The 16,561-nt window shown below is 63.8% G+C and carries 13 protein-coding genes; 9 read left to right on the forward strand and 4 right to left on the reverse strand.

Annotation, left to right across the window (positions count from 1 at the left end):
* Positions 1-10: 10 nt before the first annotated feature.
* The 3 genes from MMB74_RS06605 to MMB74_RS06615 all read right to left on the reverse strand — a co-directional run bounded on the left by MMB74_RS06605 (position 11) and on the right by MMB74_RS06615 (position 3,835).
* Positions 11-1,648, reverse strand: a complete 1,638-nt coding sequence (locus MMB74_RS06605; protein ID WP_277427812.1) for a benzoate-CoA ligase family protein — start codon at positions 1,646-1,648, stop codon at positions 11-13.
* Between the two features lie 99 nt (positions 1,649-1,747).
* Positions 1,748-3,334 (reverse strand): 3,4-dehydroadipyl-CoA semialdehyde dehydrogenase, encoded by a 1,587-nt coding sequence (locus MMB74_RS06610; RefSeq protein WP_277427813.1) that lies wholly within the window; start codon positions 3,332-3,334, stop codon positions 1,748-1,750.
* Positions 3,335-3,361: 27 nt separating this feature from the next.
* Positions 3,362-3,835 carry a DUF4863 family protein gene (locus MMB74_RS06615; RefSeq protein ID WP_277427814.1) on the reverse strand — a complete coding sequence of 158 codons (474 nt, stop codon included), beginning with the start codon at positions 3,833-3,835 and terminating at the stop codon, positions 3,362-3,364.
* A 197-nt stretch (positions 3,836-4,032) separates the two neighbouring features.
* Between MMB74_RS06615 and MMB74_RS06620 the strand changes: the two genes are divergently transcribed.
* The 7 genes from MMB74_RS06620 (at position 4,033) to MMB74_RS06650 (ending at position 13,096) form a co-directional block, all read left to right on the forward strand.
* Complete coding sequence (locus MMB74_RS06620) at positions 4,033-4,995, forward strand: helix-turn-helix transcriptional regulator (RefSeq protein ID WP_277427815.1); 963 nt, start codon at positions 4,033-4,035, stop codon at positions 4,993-4,995.
* 139 nt (positions 4,996-5,134) lie between these two features.
* Positions 5,135-6,802 (forward strand): 2,3-epoxybenzoyl-CoA dihydrolase, encoded by a 1,668-nt coding sequence (gene boxC / locus MMB74_RS06625; RefSeq protein ID WP_277427816.1) that lies wholly within the window; start codon positions 5,135-5,137, stop codon positions 6,800-6,802.
* A 32-nt stretch (positions 6,803-6,834) separates the two neighbouring features.
* Positions 6,835-8,262, forward strand: a complete 1,428-nt coding sequence (boxB, locus tag MMB74_RS06630; protein WP_277427817.1) for a benzoyl-CoA 2,3-epoxidase subunit BoxB — start codon at positions 6,835-6,837, stop codon at positions 8,260-8,262.
* Between the two features lie 194 nt (positions 8,263-8,456).
* Positions 8,457-9,716 (forward strand): benzoyl-CoA 2,3-epoxidase subunit BoxA, encoded by a 1,260-nt coding sequence (gene boxA / locus MMB74_RS06635; protein ID WP_277427818.1) that lies wholly within the window; start codon positions 8,457-8,459, stop codon positions 9,714-9,716.
* Positions 9,717-10,197: 481 nt separating this feature from the next.
* On the forward strand, positions 10,198-11,301 hold the full coding sequence (locus MMB74_RS06640; RefSeq protein WP_277427819.1) for a sugar ABC transporter substrate-binding protein: 1,104 nt from the start codon (positions 10,198-10,200) through the stop codon (positions 11,299-11,301).
* Positions 11,301-12,308: an ABC transporter permease gene (locus tag MMB74_RS06645; protein ID WP_277427820.1), complete on the forward strand. Its 1,008-nt coding sequence runs from the start codon at positions 11,301-11,303 to the stop codon at positions 12,306-12,308. Before MMB74_RS06640 ends, MMB74_RS06645 begins: the two co-directional genes overlap by 1 nt.
* Complete coding sequence (locus MMB74_RS06650; protein WP_277427821.1) at positions 12,308-13,096, forward strand: ATP-binding cassette domain-containing protein; 789 nt, start codon at positions 12,308-12,310, stop codon at positions 13,094-13,096. Before MMB74_RS06645 ends, MMB74_RS06650 begins: the two co-directional genes overlap by 1 nt.
* A 71-nt stretch (positions 13,097-13,167) precedes the next feature.
* Here MMB74_RS06650 and MMB74_RS06655 read toward each other — a convergent pair whose 3' ends face one another.
* Complete coding sequence (locus MMB74_RS06655) at positions 13,168-14,403, reverse strand: ABC transporter substrate-binding protein (protein ID WP_277428182.1); 1,236 nt, start codon at positions 14,401-14,403, stop codon at positions 13,168-13,170.
* A 203-nt stretch (positions 14,404-14,606) separates the two neighbouring features.
* Here MMB74_RS06655 and MMB74_RS06660 point away from each other — a divergent pair, with 203 nt between their 5' ends.
* Together MMB74_RS06660 and MMB74_RS06665 are read left to right on the forward strand one after the other, a co-directional pair.
* Positions 14,607-15,680 carry a LacI family DNA-binding transcriptional regulator gene (locus tag MMB74_RS06660; protein ID WP_277427822.1) on the forward strand — a complete coding sequence of 358 codons (1,074 nt, stop codon included), beginning with the start codon at positions 14,607-14,609 and terminating at the stop codon, positions 15,678-15,680.
* A gap of 135 nt (positions 15,681-15,815) precedes the next feature.
* Positions 15,816-16,550: a ProQ/FinO family protein gene (locus MMB74_RS06665; protein ID WP_277427823.1), complete on the forward strand. Its 735-nt coding sequence runs from the start codon at positions 15,816-15,818 to the stop codon at positions 16,548-16,550.
* The last annotated feature ends 11 nt before the right edge of the window (positions 16,551-16,561 follow it).

Consider the following 16,561-nt stretch of genomic DNA (forward strand, 5'->3'; position numbering starts at 1 on the left):
GATGGCATGGTCATGAAGGGCGTAGCGATCCTTGCTGTCGTTGCGTTTGCTCGCGCAGCTTGAAGCGTTGAATCTTACCTGTCGCCGTCTTAGGCAGATCGTCGACGAACACGATGTCGCGCGGATACTTGTGGGGCGCGAGACGCTGCTTCACGAACGCCTTCATCTCCTGAGCAAGCGCATCCGAAGGAACGTGGCCCGGTTTCAGCACGACGAACGCGCAGGTCTTCACTAGGCCGTCTTGTTCGACGCCGATCACCGCCGCTTCGAGCACGGCATCGTGCTCCGTGAGCGTCATTTCGACTTCGATCGGCGAGACGTATTGGCCGCTCACCTTGAGCATGTCGTCGCTGCGGCCCGCATAAACGTAGCAGCCGTTGGGCAGTTTGCGATACTTGTCTCCGCTCTTGACCCAATCGCCGAGGAAGGTGGCGCGCGACTTCTCGCGATTGCTCCAATACATGAGCGCTGCGCTCGGGCCTTTGATGTACAGGTCGCCGACTTCCCCTTCGGCAACGGGCGCCCCCTGTTCGTCGCGCAACTCGACCTCATAGCCGGGAACGGGGGTGCCCGTCGTGCCGTAGTGCACGTCGCCGCGGCGATTCGATAGGAAAATATGCAGCATCTCCGTCGAGCCGAGGCCATCGAGGACTTCACAGCCGAAGCGTGCGGTGAATCGTTCACCGACTTCGCGCGGCAACGCTTCGCCGGCCGAGGCGCAAACACGCAGCGCGAGATCCGCGGCCGCGGGCAACTGCGGGTAGCTCAGCATGTTCGCGTAGAGGGTGGGCACGCCGAAGAACACCGTCGGCCGATAGGTGACGAGCCGTTCGAATATGGCTTGCGGCGTCGCGCGCTCGGCCATCAGCACGGTCGTCGCGCCGACCGAGAGCGGGAAGGTCAAGGCGTTGCCGAGACCGTACGCAAAAAAGAGCTTCGCCGCGGAAAATACGACGTCACTTTCTTGCATGCCCAGAATCGGCTTGCCGTACATTTCGGCAGTCCAATATAGATTCGCATGCGTGTGCACGGTGCCCTTGGGTTTGCCCGTGGACCCGGAGGAATAGAGCCAAAATGCGATGTCGTCGCCGCTGGTGGCGGCCGCACTTGCCGCGGGCTGCGCCGCGTCTATGAGCGTGCCGAGACTGGGATGCGAAGACGATGCCGTCTCGCCCTGCGCGGATACGAATACGGTGCATCCGCCAGGGTGCGCTTGTGTCTGCGCTTGCGATAGCGATAGCGCCTCGACGAACACGGGCACGAGCGGGGCCGACGTGATAACGGCCCGCGCGCGGCTATGCGCCAGCATGTAGGCATAGTCGGGCGCCGTGAGCAGCGTATTGACGACGACCGGCACGATGCCCGCGTATAAAGCGCCGAGAAAGCACACGGGAAGATCGGCGCTGTCAAGCAGCGCCAGCAAGATGCGCTCTTCCGCGCGAACACCTTGCGCGTGCAGCGCTGCCGCAAATCGCCGCGCGCGTTCCTCGAGCTCGGCATAGGTCGTGACGCCGCGATCGTCGATATAGGCGGCTTTGGCCGCACGCGATCGGTTCAACGAAAAGACGTGCGACGCGAAGTTCAGTTGCGACGGCGGGGGCGTGAGCTCGTGCGCGTGCTCGGCCGTGGTTGTCGTGCGGGTATCCATGGGTGCTTCGTCTCCGTCCTGGTCCTCGAGGGGCCGATACCTGATTGGCTAGACGCTGCGCGAATGCGGCGGCTACGCGTAAGAGCGGTCGTGTTTAGGCTACAGGCGCGGCTCGGCGACACCCGTCATGGCTTCGATCGCGAGCGACGACGCTTGAACGGCGGCGCGCCGATGGTAGAACTCGAGTGCGCGCAGGCCGCCTAGTTCGGCGCCGCCGCCGGCCCGGCCCGGCCCGCCGTGCAGAGACATCGGCATCACGTTGCCGTGCCCGGTGTGGCTTTCGCGCACGGCCGGCGTGACGCAGTGAACGCGGCCGTGCGTGTCGGCCAATTCGAGGGCGACCGGGGCCACGCGTGCTTCGTCGTTCGCATAGACGGAGGCGACGAGCGAACCCCCGCCGCGTCGCGCCAATTCCACGGCGTGCGCTTCGGGCAATCCTTGGGCCGCTACGCGATAAGGCGCGACGGTCGCGACCGGGCCGAATACCTCGATGTCATGCATCAGACTCGCGCGGTCGGGATCTTCGACGACGAACAAATGCGGTGCGACGCAGGCCGAGGCGGCGGCATCGGCATCGACGAGCGGAGTCGATGCGCCGTCGAAGACGAGGCGGGCCTCGCGCGACAGCGCGGCGATGCCCGCTTCGACGCTCGCGCGTTGCGCGCGGCTCACGAGCGCGCCCATGCGTACCGATTCGTTGCGCGGATTGCCGACACTGATCTTGGCGAGCTTTGCGCAAGCCGCGTCGAGCACCTGCTCAAGCCAGGCTTGCGGCACGAAGGCGCGGCGAATCGCGGTGCATTTCTGCCCCGACTTCACGGTCATTTCACGCACGAGCTCTTTGACGAATAGATCGAACGCTTCGGTGCCGGGCGCACCGTCGCCGCAAAGAATGGCGCTGTTCAGGCTGTCCGCTTCCACGTTCAAGCGCGCGCCGCGCGAGACGAAAGCGGCATGCGAGCGCAACGTGGCCGCGGTGTCGGCCGATCCCGTGAACGACACGACATCGAACGCGCCGATTCGGTCCAACAAGCCCGCGGCGCTGCCGCACACGATCGAGAGAGCGCCCGCTGGCAAAATGCCCGCTTGCACGACGTCCGCCACCATCCGATGCGCGAGCCAGGCCGTGGCCGTCGCTGGCTTGACGATGACGGGAACCCCGGAGAGCAGCGCAGGCGCGGCCTTCTCCCACAGGCCCCATGAAGGGAAGTTGAATGCATTGATGAAGAGCGCGACACCCCGGGTCGGCGTCCACAGATGGCGAGCCCGGAACGACTGATCTTTCGACAGCGGCGTATCGGCGCCGTCGCGCCAGGCGAACGTTTCCCCCAACGCGGCGCCGTGCTTGGCGTACCAGGAAAGGGTATAGATGCCGCCGTCGATATCGACCGACGAATCGTTGCGGGTCGTGCCCGAGTTGGCCATGGCAATGGCGTAGTACGCCTCGCGATTGGCTTGCAGCACCTTGGCGATTTCGGCGAGCATCGAGGCACGCACGGCGTAAGACTGCGATCGAAGATGCGCGCCGCCCGTGTCGCGCGCGAATTGGAACGCCGCGTCGAGGTCGAGCCCGTCGCTCGAAACGCTGGCGAGCGCCTCGCCGGTTATCGGGTCGGTGAGCAATGCGCCTGGGCCGCTGCCGGCAATCCATTGCCCGGCAACGTAGTTTTCGAGTCGTTCTGTCATGGGTCGTCCTGATGCGGCACGCGGCGCCTAGGCGCCGGCGCCCGTGAAGTCGATCGCGCCTTGCGGCAGGAGATAGAGAATCAGCGCTTGGCCGCCCGACACCGTGGGCCGGTGTGCGCTGCCCGGGCCGTAGACGCACCAGCCGGCGGGCCGGCCGTCGAATGTCGCTTGCTCGGAAATGGGTACGATCAGATCGATTTCGCCGAGCGGATGCACGTGGTAGGGTCCGGCTAGATCCTCCATCTGCACGACGTCGACGGAGAATCCGTGCGTGCGCGGCGTCGGCTTGACGATGCGGCCGTAGCGTATTCCGCCCGCCTCGCGACGGCAGAGCCAGCCTTCGGCCACACCCGTGCGACATGCCTGGGCGAGCCCCGCATAGGTCGCGCTGCCCGGCGGCCAAGTGGCGTTGAGCCAGCTTTCGAGCGTTTGGTCGAGGGGACGGTCAGCAATGCGCTGCGTCACCTCGGCTATGAGGCTTTCGAAATCGTCGGGTGACACCGATGTCTCCTTGTTTCCGCTTGGAACGAGCCGGATGGCCGGCACTTAGCTGCACCGTAGTGCATGTAGTGCGAGCCGGGATGGGTGCGGCAAGCTGCTACCGTTTGCCGCATCGCCTCGTTTTGGCGAAAATTAGCGGTATAGAATCGATGTGTCAAGCACTATAGTGCGTGTATGACGAATTAGACGAGTGAAACATGAAACGAAATTACACCGTTGTGACAGGCGGTGCGGCCGCCGCGCCCGGCGTCAACGAGCCTGAAGGCGAGGGCGCCGAGCACGAGCGTGTCGAACGCGATCCGTTCATTGCCGCGATGGGCGAACGCGTTCGTCTGCTGCGCGCGCGGCGCGGGATGACACGCAAAGCGCTCGCCGCGGAAACGGGGCTCTCGGAGCGCCATCTCGCCAATCTCGAATCGGGAATGGGCAACCCGTCGGTGCAGGTTCTGCGGCAGATCGCGACGACGCTCAATTGCGCGTTGGCCGAGATCATCGGCGACGTCACGACGTCGTCCGCCGAGTGGATGCTGATCCGCGAGTTGTTGCAGGACCGCGATCAAGCGGCGCTGCAGCGCGCGCGTCTCGCGCTCGCGCAACTGTTCGAGCAAGCGCCGGCCGACCCGCACCGGCGCGAGCGAATTGCATTGATCGGCTTGCGCGGCGCGGGCAAGTCGACGCTCGGGCGCATGCTGGCGCAGGAAATGAAGGTGCCCTTCGTCGAACTCAATCGTGTCGTCGAGCAATTGGCCGGGTGCCCGCCCTCGGAAATTCACTCGCTTTACGGCGCAAGCGCCTATCGGCGCTACGAGCACAGGGCGCTCGAAGCCGTGATCGCCGAACATCCGCGTGCGGTGATCGCGTCACCCGGCGGGCTCGTGTCGGAGCCGTCGACGTTCAGCATGCTGCTGACCCATTGCTTCACCGTCTGGCTGCAGGCCACGCCCGAAGAGCATATGCGCCGCGTCGTGGCGCAAGGCGATTTGCGCCCGATGTCGGGCAATAGCGAGGCGATGGACGATTTGAAGCGCATCCTCGCCGGCCGCGGCGAACTCTATGGCCGGGCGGACATGACGTTCGACACGAGCGACAAGACGCTGGCCGATGCCTACCTGGCGTTGCGCGATCGCATTGCGGCTCGACTCGGCGCTGAAATGGAGTGACCCGCACGCGCGTGGCGGGCCGCCATTGCGCGGCCCGTGTTTACCCGTAACCACGCAAAACATGAATTAAAATGCTTTACATGCTGCCTGGTGATGCACTATCGTTCATCGAAACGATGCAGCTCATTAGGAGAAAGGCATGCTCAACCCGCAGACGGCGGTGCGCGTCGATTACCGCACCGACCCATCGCAGTACAAGCATTGGAAGCTCGCGTTCAATGGCCCCGTTGCCACGCTCGGCATCGACATCGCCGAGGACGGCGGCATTCGCGACGGCTACAAGCTCAAGCTCAATTCGTACGATCTGGGCGTCGACATCGAGTTGCACGATGCTTTGCAGCGCATTCGCTTCGAACACCCCGAAGTCAAGACCGTCGTTCTAACGAGCTTGAAAGAGCGCGTGTTTTGCTCAGGGGCGAACATCTTCATGCTCGGTTTGTCCTCGCATGCATGGAAGGTCAACTTCTGCAAGTTCACGAACGAGACGCGCAACGGCATCGAGGACACCTCGCGCCACAGCGGGCTCAAGTTCATCGCGGCCGTGAATGGCGCGTGCGCCGGCGGCGGCTACGAACTCGCGCTCGCTTGCGACGAAATCATGCTGGTGGACGACCGCTCCTCGTCGGTCGCCTTGCCCGAAGTGCCGTTGCTCGGTGTGCTGCCGGGCACGGGCGGGCTGACCCGCCTCACCGACAAGCGCAAGGTCCGGCACGACCGCGCCGATATTTTCTGCACGCTCGTCGAAGGCATCCGTGGCGAGCGGGCCAAGCAATGGCGGCTCGTCGATGAAGTGGTCAAGCCCAATCAGTTCGAACAAGCCGTGCAGGCGCGCGCGCTGGAGCTGGCCGCGCAAAGCGATCGCCCCGACGGGGCGAAGGGCGTGGCGCTCGAGCGCATCGAGCGCACGGACCGCGAAGACGGCATCGACTACGAAACGCTCGAAGTTTCGATCGACCGCGCCAAACGCACGGCCACCTTCGTCATGAAAGCGCCGAGCGGCGAGGAACCCGAGACGCTCGACGCGATCGTCGAAGCAGGCGCGCGGTGGTGGCCGCTTCGGTTCGCGCGCGAACTCGACGACGCGATCCTTTCGATGCGGACCAACGAACTCGAGATTGGCACTTGGATCTTCAAGACGTCGGGCGATGCATCGGCGGTCCTCGCCGCGGATGCGATGCTGCTCGCGCATCGCGATCATTGGTTCGTGCGCGAAACGATCGGCATGTTGGGCCGCACGCTGGCGCGCATCGACGTGTCCTCGCGCTCGCTGTTCGCCCTGATCGAGCCCGGTTCGTGCTTTGCCGGCACATTCGCCGAATTCGCGTTCGCCGCCGACCGCACCTATATGGCTGCGCTGCCGGCCAACGAGGAAGAAGAGCCGGCCATCACGCTCTCCGAAGTCAATTTCGGCCTGTATCCGATGGTCACCGGCCAGTCGCGCATTGCACGGCGATTTTATGAGGACTCCGAAACGATCGAAGCCGTGCGGGCCAAGATCGGCGTTCCGGTTCGCGCGGTTCAGGCCGAGCGCCTCGGCCTCGTGACGGCGTCGCCCGACGATATCGATTGGGCCGACGAGATTCGCCTCGCGCTCGAGGAGCGCGCCGCGATGTCGCCGGACGCACTGACGGGGCTCGAGGCAAACTTGCGCTTCAATGGCGCCGAAACGATGGAGACGCGCATTTTCGGGCGTTTGTCCGCTTGGCAAAACTGGATCTTCAACCGTCCGAACGCCGTCGGCGAAAAGGGCGCGCTCAAGGTCTACGGCAAAGGCAGCAAAGCGCAATTCGACGCGGCTCGCGTCTGACCGTCACGACTTCGCACGAGGAACGCACAATCATGTCCACGATCAACTATAGCGAGAAGATCCCCAACAACGTCGACCTGGCCGGCGATCGCACGTTGCAGCGCGCGCTCGAGCAATGGCAGCCGAATTTCCTGTCTTGGTGGGGCGATATGGGCCCGGACGGCTCGCACGGCTTCGACGTTTATCTGCGCACGGCCGTGAGCGTCGATCCTGGCGGGTGGGCGCACTTCGATCACGTGAAGATGCCCGACTATCGCTGGGGCATCTTCCTGTCTCCGGGCGAGGCCGATCGCAAGATCCATTTCGGCGAGCACAAGGGCGAATCGGCGTGGCAGGAGGTGCCGGGCGAGCACCGCGCCAACTTGCGCCGGATCATCGTCACCCAAGGCGATACGGAGCCCGCTTCGGTCGAGCAGCAGCGGCACTTGGGCCTCACGGCGCCGTCGATGTACGACCTGCGCAACCTGTTCCAAGTCAACGTCGAGGAAGGGCGGCACCTGTGGGCGATGGTTTACCTGCTGCACCGCTATTTCGGGCGGGACGGGCGCGAGGAAGCGGACGCGCTGCTTGCGCGCCGCTCGGGCGACGACGACAATCCGCGCATTCTCGGCGCCTTCAACGAGAAGACGCCCGACTGGCTGTCCTTCTTCATGTTCACGTACTTTACCGACCGCGACGGCAAGTTTCAATTGTCCGCGCTCGCCGAATCGGGCTTCGATCCGCTCGCGCGCACGACCAAGTTCATGCTGACCGAGGAAGCGCACCACATGTTTGTCGGGGAGTCGGGCGTCTCGCGCGTGGTGCAGCGCACGGCGCAGGTCATGAACGAACTGAAGACCGACGATGTGACCAAGCTGCGCGCGGCCGGCGTCATCGATCTGCCGACGATTCAACGCTATCTGAACTTCCATTACTCGGTGACGATCGACTTGTTCGGCGCGGATCAATCCTCCAATGCGGCGACGTTCTATAGCTCCGGACTCAAAGGCCGTTACGAAGAATCGAAGCGCGACGACGATCATCGGTTGACGGGAAGGCGCTACAAGCTGCTCGACGTCGAAGACGGCAAACTGGTCGAACGCGACGTGCCGATGCTCAACGCCATGAACGAAGTGCTGCGCGACGACTACATCGTGGATTCGGTCGCGGGCGTGAACCGTTGGAACAAGGTGCTGGAGAAGGCCGGGATCGATTTTCGTCTGACCGTGCCGCACAAAGCGTTCAATCGCCAGATCGGCACGTTCGCGGGCGTGCGCGTCGCGCCCGACGGCCGCATCGTGAGCGAAGCCGAGTGGGCGGCGAACGAGGCCAACTGGCTGCCCACGCCGCAAGACCGTGCTTATGTCGCATCGTTGATGGGCCGGGTGACGGAGCCCGGCAAGTTCGCCAATTGGATCGCGCCACCCGCGATGGGGATCAACCGTCAGCCGATCGATTTCGAGTACGTGAGGTTCAACTAGAGCCGAACGCCGAACGCCGAACGCCGAACGCCGAACGCCGAACGCCGAACGCCGAACGCCGAACGCCGAACGCGGCGCTAGCGACTAGCGTCGCCCGATCGGCCCTTGCTTTCACCGTACGTGCAAACGCATTACATCCGCTCCGCAGCGGCCTCTCCGGACGAGAGACGTTCCGGCGCGGGCAGTGAGCCCTCATGAATATGCCTGCCGCCCCCATCGAAGTCATCGAGCAGCACCTGATCGACCCCGAGATTTGCATTCGGTGCAACACGTGCGAAGAGACGTGCCCCATCGATGCGATCACGCACGACCAAAACAACTATGTCGTGAAAGCGGACGTTTGCAACGGCTGCATGGCCTGTATCGCTCCGTGCCCAACGGGCGCGATCGACAGTTGGCGCACCGTGTTCAAAGCGCAGGCCTACGGCATCGACGAGCAATTCGGATGGGATGAGCTGCCGCCGCAGCAAGCGATCGGCGAGGCGGCGACCGCATCGATGCAAGCATCGAGCGCCGAGTCCCTGGGCGGCGATGTGAGCGACATCGACGCCGACGCCGACGGTTCGACGCAGACGCGCAGCGCGACGGTGCCGCCTTGGTCCGCGGCGAAGCCCTATGTCAATCTCTACACGCATAAAGCGCCTATCCAGGCGACGGTGGTGGGCAACTATCGATTGACCGACGCATCGACCGAAAGCGACATCCGCCACATCGTCCTCGATTTCGGTGCGATTCCGTTTCCGGTGCTCGAGGGGCAATCGATCGGCATCTTTCCGCCGGGCGCGGCGCGCGACGGCAAGCCGCATCATGCGCGCCAGTATTCCGTTGCAAGCCCCCGAAACGGGGAGCGCCCCGGCTACAACAACCTCTCTTTGACGGTCAAACGCGTCACGCACGATCACGAAGGCAACGTGGCCGCAGGCGTCTGCTCGAACTACCTGTGCGATCTGCGCAAGGGCGACGTCGTCACGGTCATCGGTCCGTTCGGCAGCACGTTCTTGATGCCCAATCATCCGCATTCGAATTTGCTCATGATTTGCACCGGCACGGGATCGGCGCCGATGCGCGCGATGACCGAGTACCGGCGCAGGCGCCGGTTGCGCGGGGCGACCGGAAAGTTGATGCTGTTCTTCGGCGCACGCACCAAGGACGAGCTGCCTTATTTCGGGCCGCTGATGAATTTGCCGAAGGACTTCATCGATACGAATTTGGCGTTTTCGCGGACGCCGGGACAACCGAAGCGATACGTTCAAGACGTCATGCGCGAACGGGCCGTCGACATCGCGCAATGGCTCGCGGATGAACAAACCTACATCTACGTCTGCGGGCTGCGCGGCATGGAGGAGGGCGTGCTGCAGGTGCTGCAGGAGATCGCGCAACGCAACGGCCTCGCCTGGGCGGCGCTATGGGAGCGCCTGAAGCGCGAAGGACGCTTGCACGTCGAAACGTATTGAGCCGCTGCGTGCCGGCGCCGTCCAAACCACTAGAAAATTGACAAAATGATTTGGACGAGCGTTTCATGCGCTTCGAGAACGCTAGGGTGGCCGGGGCGAATTTCCCCGCCCTGGTCAATATAGTCTTACTCTTATTGGGTGGCACCGCTCGCTGCGCGCTGCATCGCCGCCCGTGCCGGCGATGCTTACGTTATTCTTGCGCTACCGCAATCTGCCGAGAACGATGCGCGTGTGCGCCTAAATCCTTCAGTTCGGCGTTCACGGCCCTCAAGGTCGTCAAATAGTCCGACTAGTTAAGGGTATTCATGTATTAAGAGCGTCGTACCGGTGAGCTAGCATTGCTGCGTTCATGCATTGGCCGCCGCGTGCTCGCACTTCGATCGTGCGCGGGGGCGCCGGAGCACAATCCGGCGCGAACCGTCGTCGGTCCGCGCCGTTTCGCAAAGAAGCATTTAGCCAACGAAAAGCTACGGAGGACGAGATGACGAACGAGCGAGACGATGCGCAAGATGAGATCCAAGGGGCGGCTGGCGAGGGCGCAGCGAACCGCATGCGGCGCGGGTTGCTGCAAGGCGCGGGGCTAGGGGCCGCGTTGGCCATGATGGGCGGGATGATCACGCCCGCGCAGGCGGCCGAAGCGCCGTTTCCCTCGCACAAGCGCTGGAAGATCGTGTTCGTCAATCACGTGACGACCAATCCGTTTTTCGTGCCGACGCAATATGGCATTCAAGACGCCTGCGCCGTGCTGAACATGGATTATCAGTGGACCGGCTCCGCCAATGCGGACGTCGCCGAGATGGTCAACGCGATGAATGCGGCGATCGCGGCGAAGGCCGACGCGATCGCGGTGCCGATCGTCGATCCCAAAGCATTCAACGGCCCGATTCAGAAGGCGCTCGACGCCGGTATCCCAGTGTTTGCTTACAATGCCGACGCGCCGCGCGGCAGCACGAACCCGCGGCTCGCCTACATCGGACAGGATTTGTATTTGTCGGGCTATCAGATGGGCGAGCGCATCGTGAGCCTGGTCGATAGCGGTCTCGTCGGGCTCTTCATCGCCACGCCGGGTCAGCTCAACATCCAGCCGCGGCTCGACGGCGCCACCGATGCGATCAAGAAGTCGGGCAAGAAGATCGAGATCCAAACGATCGCCACGGGCGCGACGGTGAACGAGGAACTCTCGAAGATCAAGTCGTTCTACCTCGGGCACCAGAACGTGAAAGGGATGTTCGCCGTCGACGCGGGGAGCACGCAGGGCGTCGCGCAAGTCATGAAGGAATCCAAGCTGCCGGAGAAGGGCGTGCATGGCGGCGGGTTCGACTTGTTGCCGCAGACGGTGCAATTGATTCACGACGGCTTCCTCGACTTCACGATCGATCAGCAACCTTACGTGCAGGGCTTCTATACTGTGGTCGAGGCCTTTACGTATCTCGTGTCGGGCGGCCTCGTCGGTCCGGCGGACATCAATTCCGGCCTGAAGTTCGTCACGAAGTCGACCGTCGATCCGTACCTGACCACATCGACCCGTTATGAAGGCAAGAGCACGAAAGCGCAAGTCGTGCCGCGCTCGGGTGCTATCAAGTGATGAGTGAAAGCGTCAACGAAACTCGCCGCCGTCCCGTAACCTCGCGCGCTAGCTCGAGGTTCGGGGGCTTCGCGTGGTCGGCCGAATTGCGGATCCTGCTCGTCGCCATTCTCGTCGGCGGGTACTTCGAAGCGGCCAATCACGATTTCTTGCTGACGAGCGCGAGCCTGCAGAATCTCTCGCAGTTCGTCGCGCCGGCGGCGATCATCGCATTCGGCGAAATCATGCTGATGATCGGCGGCGAGATCGACTTGTCGGCGGGCATGGTGTTCGCATTTGCGCCGTTCATGATGGCATTCGCCGCCGACGCCGGCGCGCCGATGTGGCTGGCCGTGCTCGCGGGCATGACTGCCGCCGGGCTCGTCGGTTTCGTCAACGGCGCCGTGACGGTGTTTCTGCGCTTGCCTTCTTTCGTCACGACGCTTGGCACGCTGTTTCTCATCAACGGCATCACGTTGACGATCTCGCGCGGCATGCCCGTTTCGACGCCGGGCGGTCCCGACTTCATGGCGGTGATGGGCGGATGGGGTTATAGCGAAATTTGCTGGACCGTCGCGATCGCGCTCGCGATGCACGTCCTGCTGCGGCATACGCGCTGGGGCTTGCATACGGTCGCGAGCGGCGCCAATCCGCTCGGCGCTTCCGAAGCCGGGATCCACGTGAACCGCCTGAAGCTCGGCAATTTCGTTCTGGCCTCCGTATTGGCCGGATTCACGGGCATTCTCGAATGCGTTCGGATCACCTCCATCGACCCGCAGGCGGGCGGCAATCAGATCATGTTCCTCGCGGTCGCGGCGGCCGTGATCGGGGGCACGCCGCTCACGGGCGGATCGGGCACGATCATTGGCGGGCTGATCGGCGCGGCCGTGCTGGGCATGTTGAACGACGGCTTCACGCTGATCGGCATCAACGCCTTCACGTTCAACATCATTCTTGGCGCGGCGATTCTAGCGGCGATGATCTTCAACATCCACGTGGCGCGGCTCAGCCGGCGCGGGAGATCGTAATGGCTGAGACGGGCGGGCCGCTCGCGCTGCAGGCTCAAAACATCGTCAAACGCTTCGGCGCCGTTACCGCGCTCGACGGCGTGTCGTTGCACCTCGCCGAAGGCGAAATTCTGGGCATCCTCGGCGATAACGGCGCGGGCAAATCGACGCTGATCAAGATCCTCACGGGTTTTCATCAGCAGACGAACGGCGAGTTGTCGATTCGTGGCGAACAGATGCTGCTGCGCTCGGTCGATCACGCTCGCTCGCTCGGTATCGAATGCGTCTATCAGGATCTTGCGCTCGCCAATTCGCTGAGCATTTACCACAATATGTTCTTGAATCGGGAGATCGTCTACCCCGGGCCGATCCGCTTTCTGAACCATCGCGCGATGCGTGAGCGCGCCGCGCAGTGCTTGGAAGACATCGGCGTGCACGTGCCGTCGGTGACGATGCCGGTCGAGCGGCTATCGGGCGGGCAGCGTCAAGCGATCGCGGTTGCGCGCGCGGTGAACTCGAACGCGCGCATTCTCTTGCTGGACGAGCCGCTGGCCGCCATGGGCGCGCGCGAGGCGGGGCTCATCATCGACTTGATCATGCGGCTCAAGGAGAAGGGCGGCTTGTCGATCGTCATGATCATGCACAACTACGCGCAGACGCTCGATATTGCCGACCGCATCATGCTCATGCAACGCGGGCGGGTCACGTACGAGCAGCACAGCGCGCAAACCTCGGTGCCCGAACTCATGGAAATCGTGCGCCGCGAATATCGCGCGATGCGCGAGGCGACGAACGGCGGGGCGGCCTAGGCCAGAATCGCAAGCTCGGCAACGAATGCGAACAGGGGCAGGAGAAGGCGCCCCCGTTCGCCGTAGATCGATCAGTTCGTCTTCGCGGCCGCGGCCAATTTGTCGGCGGCTTGCTGCGCCGTTTCGTCTTTGCTCGCCCAGTAGTTGCCGATCACATCGTAGAACGCTCCTTCGACTGCCGGACTGACGAGCATGTCGTGCGCCCACGACGGCACGAGACCGCCATTCGCGCCCGCGGCCTTGAAGTCGGCCGACGATTTTTTCGCGCAGTCGTCGAACTTAGCGAGGCTCACGTCCTGCCGCACCGGGATCGAACCTTTGTTGAGATTGAAGGCTTCTTGGAAAGCCGGGCTCATCAGCAAGCCGGCCATATCCTTTTGCCCCTTCTCGACGCCGGCCGTCTTGACCTTGAAGAATACGAAGCTATCCACGTTGAACGTGAAATCCTGTTGCGATCCCGGCGCCGCAACGCACAGGTAGTCCTTGCCCGGCGTCTTGCCCGCGACCGTGAATTCGCCCTTCGCCCAATCGCCCATGAACTGCATCGCGGCTTTGCCGTTGATGACCATCGCGGTCGCCATGTTCCAGTCGCGGCCAACTTGTCCCGGGTCGGTATAGTCTTTGATCCGCTTGAATGTCTCGAGCGCCTTGACCATCGTCGGGCCTTTGAGCGTGGCTTGGTCGAGTTGCACGAACGCCTTTTTGTAGAAGTCCGGGCCGCCGATGCCGAGCGCCACCGATTCGAACGTCTCGGCTTCTTGCCAAGGTTGTCCGCCGATGGCGACCGGCACGATGCCGGCTTGCTTGAGCGAATCGGCCACTTTGAAGAAGGCGTCCCACGTGGCGGGTGGCTGCGCATGGACTTTCTTGAGCGCGTCGGCGTTGATCCAGAGCCAGTTCACACGGTGCACATTGACCGGCGCGCCGACGTATTGGCCTTTGTATTTCATGATGCGGGCGATTTCGGGCGGCAACAGGCGATCCCAATTGCCGCTCTTGGCGACATCGTCGATCGACAACAGGACGCCTTCGTCGCCCCATTCCTGAATCGCCGGTCCTTTGATTTGCGCGGCCGCAGGGGGATTGCCCGCCACCACGCGCGTCTTGAGCGCCGTCATCGCGTTGCCGCCGCCCCCGCCCGCCACGGCGAAATCGACCCAGGTATCCCCCTTTTCTTCCAGCATCTTCTTGAGCAATTGCGCCGATTTGGCTTCGCCGCCGGAGGTCCAGTAATGCAGCACCTCGACGGAAGCCGCTTGAGCGGGAATGGTAGCGAGCCCGAGCGCCGCGGCGACGCAAGCGGTCATCGCGGCGAGGGGCTTACGGGCGCACCAGCGTGCGCTTTGCTTCGAATGCATCGATGTTCTCCCATCGCCGGCTAGCGGCGGATACGGTTGTGAAATTCCGGCGGGAAATGGTAGCGCTAACATCGTAAGGCCCCCACTAGGAGGAACCCTGCCGTTGCGGCCCGATCCTTTCTGTCGGCGAGCAAACCGGCGATACTTTCGCCATGAATAGGCCCGATCGCAACCGACCCTCACATCGCCCTCGCACCGGCGAAGAGCAGCCCCCCGGCAACGCGCGCCGGCGACCGAGCGGGCGTGTCACGCTCGATGAAGTCGCGCAGCGGGCGCGCGTCAGCACGATGACGGTGTCGCGCGCGCTGCGCGATCCGTCGCTCGTCTCGCCCAGCGTGCTCGAGCGCGTGCAAGCCGCGGTGGCCGAGCTCGGCTACATTCCGAATCGCGCTGCGCGCACGCTCGCATCGGCGCGCTCCAAACTGATCGGCGTGCTCGTGCCGTCCCTGTCCAACGCCGTGTTCGTGGAAACCATCGCGGCCGTGCAAGACTGCGTCGGCCCCGCAGGCTATCAATTGTTGATCGGCAACACGGGGTACTCGCCGGCTCGGCAGGCCGAGTTGCTCTCGGCCTATCTCTCGCACGCACCGGACGGCTTCCTCGTGGCCGGCATCGATAATTCGAACGCGGTGCGTCGTCAATTGGCCGCGGCGAAGGTGCCGCTCGTGCACATGTTCGATCTCGTGCCGGGGAAAGAGGGTTCTGTCGGATTCTCGCAGCGGCGCGCGGGATTCGCGATCGGCGCGCATTTGGTTGAGCGAGGCGCACGCCGCCCGGCTTTTCTCGCTGCGCAATTGGATCCGCGAACGATGCAGCGGCGTGCGGGCTTTCGGCGCGCGCTGCGCGCGGCCGGGCTCGATGCATCGCTCGAAGCGTTGACCGAAGATCCGTCGGATGCCGCGGTGGGCAGCCGGTTGCTGCGCGAGTTGCTCGAGAAGGCGCCCGACTGCGACGCCGTGTTTTGCTGCAACGACGATCTCGCGCTCGGTGTGCTGTTCGAATGTCGACGGCGAGGGATTGCGGTGCCGGAGGAACTTGCTGTAGTCGGCTTCAACGATCTGCCCTTCGCGGCGGTGTCCTCGCCTTCGATCACGACCGTGGCGACGCCGCGCTACGCGATCGGCTTCGAAGCGGCGCGCATGCTGTTGCAGATCATCAATGACGAGGCGCCCGCCAAGCATCGCATCGATCTCGGGTTCGAGTTAGTGGTGCGGGAAAGTGCGTAGTTTCGCGTTCGCACTGCGTCGATTCACTGGGCAAAAGCGTGGGGCGGATGCGGCGTGCGCGCTCGCGTAGGCATCGAGGCTGCGACGCTGATACTATTGTCGTCCCGAATCAGGTACGCGGTGACAGGATAAAGCATGGGTTTCGAGCAACTGGCCGCGCTTAAGGCGCAGCTGACGAAAGAAGCGAAGTTGAAAAAGCAGCAGGAACAGGCGACTGAAAGACCGGCTGCGAAAAAAGTGCCGAAGCCGGAAGCGAAGCCGGACCGGCCTGCGCGTCCCGCTCGCCCTGCACGGACCGGCGCAAACGCGCGCGCGAGCGAGAAGGCGCCACCGGTCGATCCGGTCGTGCGCGTGATCGGCAAGCTGCAGAAGCGTTTTCCGGCAGCTTTTCCAAAGAATCCGGCCCCAAAAGTGCCATTGAAGGTGGGCATTTTGGCCGATCTGATCGCGCAGGCGTCGCAATTGCAGCTCAGCGAGGCGGAAATTCGCGAGGCCGTCAGCACGTGGTGCCGCGGCAGCCGTTACTGGGCTTGCTTGACCGACGGCGCCGCCCGTGTCGATCTGACGGGCGCGCCTGCGGGTGAAGTGACGGCGCGCGATGCCGCGTTCGCACGTAATCAGGCGAAGGGCGGTGCGGGTGCACGGCGCAAGGCGCGCGGCAAACCGGGAGCGGCGAACGCCGAGGCCGGCGCTGCCGTGGCGACCGCGGCGGAGGCTGGATCGGGTGCCGAAGCTGGTGCTGAAACGGAGCAAGCGAGCGATGCCCAACCGGAAGGGGCACGGCCAAACGAAGCGCAAGCAAACGAAGCGCAAGCCGAAGGCGTCGAATCGGGTAGCGCACCGGCCGAGCGCGATTCCCTCGGGTCGTAGGCTGCATATAC

Source organism: Trinickia sp. Y13, from assembly GCF_029522115.1.
GTDB lineage: Bacteria > Pseudomonadota > Gammaproteobacteria > Burkholderiales > Burkholderiaceae > Trinickia.

Excerpts from the sequence above, each read along its gene's own strand:
- MMB74_RS06610 (WP_277427813.1), bottom strand. The coding sequence starts at position 3,334 with ATGACAGAACGACTCGAAAACTACGTTGCCGGGCAATGGATTGCCGGC.
- boxC (WP_277427816.1), top strand. The coding sequence starts at position 5,135 with ATGCTCAACCCGCAGACGGCGGTGCGCGTCGATTACCGCACCGACCCA.
- boxB (WP_277427817.1), top strand. The coding sequence starts at position 6,835 with ATGTCCACGATCAACTATAGCGAGAAGATCCCCAACAACGTCGACCTG.
- MMB74_RS06620 (WP_277427815.1), top strand. The coding sequence starts at position 4,033 with ATGAAACGAAATTACACCGTTGTGACAGGCGGTGCGGCCGCCGCGCCC.
- MMB74_RS06660 (WP_277427822.1), top strand. The coding sequence starts at position 14,607 with ATGAATAGGCCCGATCGCAACCGACCCTCACATCGCCCTCGCACCGGC.
- MMB74_RS06665 (WP_277427823.1), top strand. The coding sequence starts at position 15,816 with ATGGGTTTCGAGCAACTGGCCGCGCTTAAGGCGCAGCTGACGAAAGAA.
- MMB74_RS06655 (WP_277428182.1), bottom strand. The coding sequence starts at position 14,403 with ATGACCGCTTGCGTCGCCGCGGCGCTCGGGCTCGCTACCATTCCCGCT.
- MMB74_RS06650 (WP_277427821.1), top strand. The coding sequence starts at position 12,308 with ATGGCTGAGACGGGCGGGCCGCTCGCGCTGCAGGCTCAAAACATCGTC.
- boxA (WP_277427818.1), top strand. The coding sequence starts at position 8,457 with ATGAATATGCCTGCCGCCCCCATCGAAGTCATCGAGCAGCACCTGATC.
- MMB74_RS06605 (WP_277427812.1), bottom strand. The coding sequence starts at position 1,648 with ATGGATACCCGCACGACAACCACGGCCGAGCACGCGCACGAGCTCACG.
- MMB74_RS06645 (WP_277427820.1), top strand. The coding sequence starts at position 11,301 with ATGAGTGAAAGCGTCAACGAAACTCGCCGCCGTCCCGTAACCTCGCGC.
- MMB74_RS06640 (WP_277427819.1), top strand. The coding sequence starts at position 10,198 with ATGACGAACGAGCGAGACGATGCGCAAGATGAGATCCAAGGGGCGGCT.